Raw genomic sequence first — 3458 nt, forward strand, 5'->3', positions numbered from 1 at the left:
AATTCCTCTAATTCGAGCAGGAGTTGTAGCAGAAGCCTACCGGGTGCTGCGCGTTGCCGTTGCCGACCCAGTGGCCGATGACGGCGCGGCTGTAGATGTCGTAGTAGAAGAGGTCGTACAGCGGATATGCCTCCAGATGACCGGACTTGCCGTCCGGAACGGTGTACGACCCGGCCTCGGTGCGCGTGGCGATGTCACGCCGCAAGCTCCAACGACTCGGAGCCCAGCACACCCAGCGCACCCTCGCCGCGGCTGGAGTGGCCCGACGAACGTCCTTCTCACCGCTGCACTGCCAGAGTTCCTCGGCGACCTGGGCGCCGCCCTCACCTTCGAGGCCGGCACCGCCACCTACTGAGCGCTGCGTGCCCGGCTCAAGCGGTAGTCGCCCCCCGGGCCCGGCAGCGGGCCCAGAGGGAGAACCCTGCTCGTGCTGCCCGGCTAGGGGCAATACCGGTGATTTAGGTTGTTTTCCGGCTGGTTGAGGTCGCTCGGGTCGGCCCGACCAGCCGGACCGTTGGGGTGTCGGGTCGCGGTGGGCTGCGGTGCTCGGCGCGTTTGAGTGCCCAGTTGGACATATTGCGTTTGAATCTTGCGTTTGATCACACGGGGGTTGGAGCGCAACCGCCGTGCGGGCAGCAGCCGTTCGGTGATCTCACGCAGGCTCTGGGCGATGGCCCGGGCGAGCCGGGAGGGGGGAAAGGGCCGCCTGCCCGGTGACGTGGCGGCGGACGATGCGCAGGGTGCGGGTGAAGGAGATCCGGTCCGGGTCGTGCCCGCCCTTGAGGGCGGCCTGGTGCATCAGGTCCCGCAACGCATGGTGGACCAGCAGGAACGCGAAGATCTCCTGTTCGACCCCTCGCGGGTGCTGCGAACGGAGCACGAGCCGGGGCCCGCCCTGGTGGTTCTTGATCTCGTCGAGGGTGTTCTCGATCTCCCACCGCTGGGCATACAGGGCTGCGAGCTCGTTCGCCGGAGCCTGGGCCGGGTCCAGGACGGTGGTGATCAGCCGGTAGACGGTGCCGTCGCGGCCGAGCCTGTACTCGATCACCCGGACCCGTTCCGGCTCCGTGCGGCGGTAGTTGTCCCGCGCGGCGACGATCTCCGACAGGTAGGAGCCGTCCGCGAGGGTCTCGACCACAGGCAGCACGACGACGCTGCGGACCCGCCACAGCAGGTCGGCGCCGCCCGCCTTCGTCGCCCGCCACAGGTCGAAGCCGCAGAATCCCCGGTCTGCCAGGACGAGCATGCCCTCGGTCAGGGCGGGGAACAGCCGCGCGGCCAGAGCGCTCTCGTGCAGCGCCAGAGGGCCGGCCTCGGCTGCGAACACGGCATGGGTGCCGCACTCGGCCAGGGCCGCCACCCTCACCTGCGGATACGCACTGCGGCCCTGCCCACGGCTGGTTCCCGGACGCCCGAAGAACTCCGCATTCGCCACCGTGTCCGGCACATCGAAGACGGTGCCGTCCACCGCGACCAGCCGCCATCGCCGATACCAGGCACCCTGCGTCCCGGCGACCGCGACCGGTCGGCAGACCCGCCCGAACAGGATCCGCAACGGCTCCGGGCCCAACCGCAGCCGGGCCCGGCCGATCGCCGCCGTCGTCGGCACCCGCCAAGGGGCCGCCCATCGGCCCTCCCGCTCCAGTCCCTGCACCAGGAGCCGGGCCACCTCCTCGTAGCCCTGACCGAAGAACAGGCACATCGCCAGGACGAAATACACCACAACCCGCGCGGGAAGCAGCCGCGTTCGCTGCTCGACCCGACCGCACTCGGCGACGACCTCGTCGACCAACTCGGGCGGGAAGGCCCGCGTCAGCACCCCCAACGCGATCCGGTCCGAGAGCCGGTCACTCGCCGGCGACTTCACCTGTCCAGGCCTTGGCACAAACCACTCAACGACCGAATCACACCAAAGTCACCGGTATTGTCTCTAGGACTTCTTGCCCGGGGCGGACAGGTTGTGCCATGCGTGTCTGCACATGTCCTTACAGTACGTCTGCCTGCGTCGGGTGTCGGCGACGGAAAAGACCGAGACGAGAACACGGAACGCGGTGAGGTGCTCCTCGGCGGGGAGGGCCGCGAAGCCGTAGCGAGGAGGATCCATGCAGATCATTACGCAAGCGTTGGCGGTGGGCTTCACACTGGAGCGAGCCACTCCCGCAGACCCGTCGGCAGCCGTGATGTGCGCCTGCATCGCATAGCCGGCCACTTCCCGCAGAACAGCCCTCCGTTCCACCTCGGAAAGGAGCGAGAACCAGGCAGCCCCGTCCTCCAATGTACGGAGTCCCTGGGCCACCTCGTTGACCACCCGCCCTGCGGAGTCCCTTGAGCCGTGCCAGTCCCCACCGCTGATCCCCGGCATCACCTCGTCCTCCCATCCCGCCGGCTGTCCTGTGGGTTTGGCTGCAAGGCTGGTGCGGGCAGGTCGAGAACTCGGGCGAGGGCGGCGATGACCGGCTCGGAGTGCTCGGGCATTTGCTGACGGACCCAGTCGGTCGTAAGCGTGAGGAAGGCGGTCAGGTCACGCTCGGCGCCGGCGAGCAGGTGGCGGAGCTCGGTCACGGGCAGCTCGATCACCGGACTGCCTGTCTGCTCGGCGTTGACGGTGAGCCGGACAGTGTCGCCGAAACGTTCTGCAGCCGGTGACACGGGCTCGTGGCCGAACCCGAGCAGGCCGCCGGCATCGATGAACACATGCCAGTCGCGCCAGTCCTCCAGTCCGTCGCAGCAGCCGGGCAGGAAGGTGACCCCCGTGGAGTGGTCGGTGACTCGCAGGCCACCGGCCGCGTAGAGGTGGTCGAAGGTCAGCAGCCCGTGCAGGAAGGACTCGAGCGGGTCGGTCGGCCGCGGCGGGCGGTCCCCGTCGGGCTCGATGTCATTGCAGTCGACGATGCGCATCATCGCCGTTCCGACCTCGGCGGGTGAGAGTTCGCCGTTCAGGGGCAGGAAGGCGAACGGCTCGGTCGCGGCGACAGGCCAGAGGCCGAAGCCCTCGGGGGTGTTGATCTCCAGGACAGGCTGCATCACGATCACCTGGCGCAGTGTTCCGCACTCTTGCCCGTATCGCCTCTCGATTACGCCGAGCCTCTCGCCTCCCCCGACACCCGAACCGGAGGAGAAACCGAGCACCCTCGGTCGTACTGGCATGAGCAGGCGCTCCAGCGGCAGGCCGTCGTCCTCCCCGCGCCCGCGGGGGTCACCCGCCGCCCGCCCACCGAGCCGCTGCCGGAGGTGCTTCACGGGATCCTGAAGGCTCCGTCGGGGATCTGGCACGTGGTGGCCAAGGTGCGACCTCGCGCACGGTGGCGATCGTCATTCCGCTGCCCGCGCCTGGCGCCCGGACGCGACGACCCGTGGCACCAGGGCCATCGGCAGACCGCTGGGCCGATCCGCTACCGGGCCGTGCCCCACGCCAGTTCCGGGCCCAGCACCGCCACCACACCCCCACAGGCCGGCTT

4 protein-coding genes are annotated in these 3458 nt (G+C 69.2%); all 4 read right to left on the minus strand.

All coding sequences use genetic code 11. The annotated features are described in order from the left end of the window. Window positions 1–7 precede the first annotated feature (7 nt). The 4 genes from VR45_RS40515 to VR45_RS40530 all read right to left on the minus strand — a co-directional run bounded on the left by VR45_RS40515 (window position 8) and on the right by VR45_RS40530 (window position 3024). Window positions 8–205 carry a hypothetical protein gene (locus VR45_RS40515; protein WP_045944987.1) on the minus strand — a complete coding sequence of 66 codons (198 nt, stop codon included), beginning with the start codon at window positions 203–205 and terminating at the stop codon, window positions 8–10. A 447-nt stretch (window positions 206–652) separates the two neighbouring features. Continuing rightward, window positions 653–1885 (minus strand): IS4 family transposase, encoded by a 1233-nt coding sequence (locus VR45_RS40520; RefSeq protein WP_045944988.1) that lies wholly within the window; start codon window positions 1883–1885, stop codon window positions 653–655. A gap of 45 nt (window positions 1886–1930) precedes the next feature. Next, entirely contained in the window at window positions 1931–2308 is a 378-nt protein-coding gene (locus tag VR45_RS40525; RefSeq protein WP_159394557.1) for a DUF5958 family protein, read from the minus strand. A gap of 53 nt (window positions 2309–2361) precedes the next feature. Then, window positions 2362–3024: a hypothetical protein gene (locus VR45_RS40530; RefSeq protein ID WP_199926106.1), complete on the minus strand. Its 663-nt coding sequence runs from the start codon at window positions 3022–3024 to the stop codon at window positions 2362–2364. Between the last annotated feature and the right edge of the window lie 434 nt (window positions 3025–3458).

The sequence above is a fragment of the Streptomyces sp. NRRL S-495 genome, from assembly GCF_000966955.1.
Taxonomy (GTDB): Bacteria; Actinomycetota; Actinomycetes; order Streptomycetales; family Streptomycetaceae; genus Kitasatospora; species Kitasatospora purpeofusca.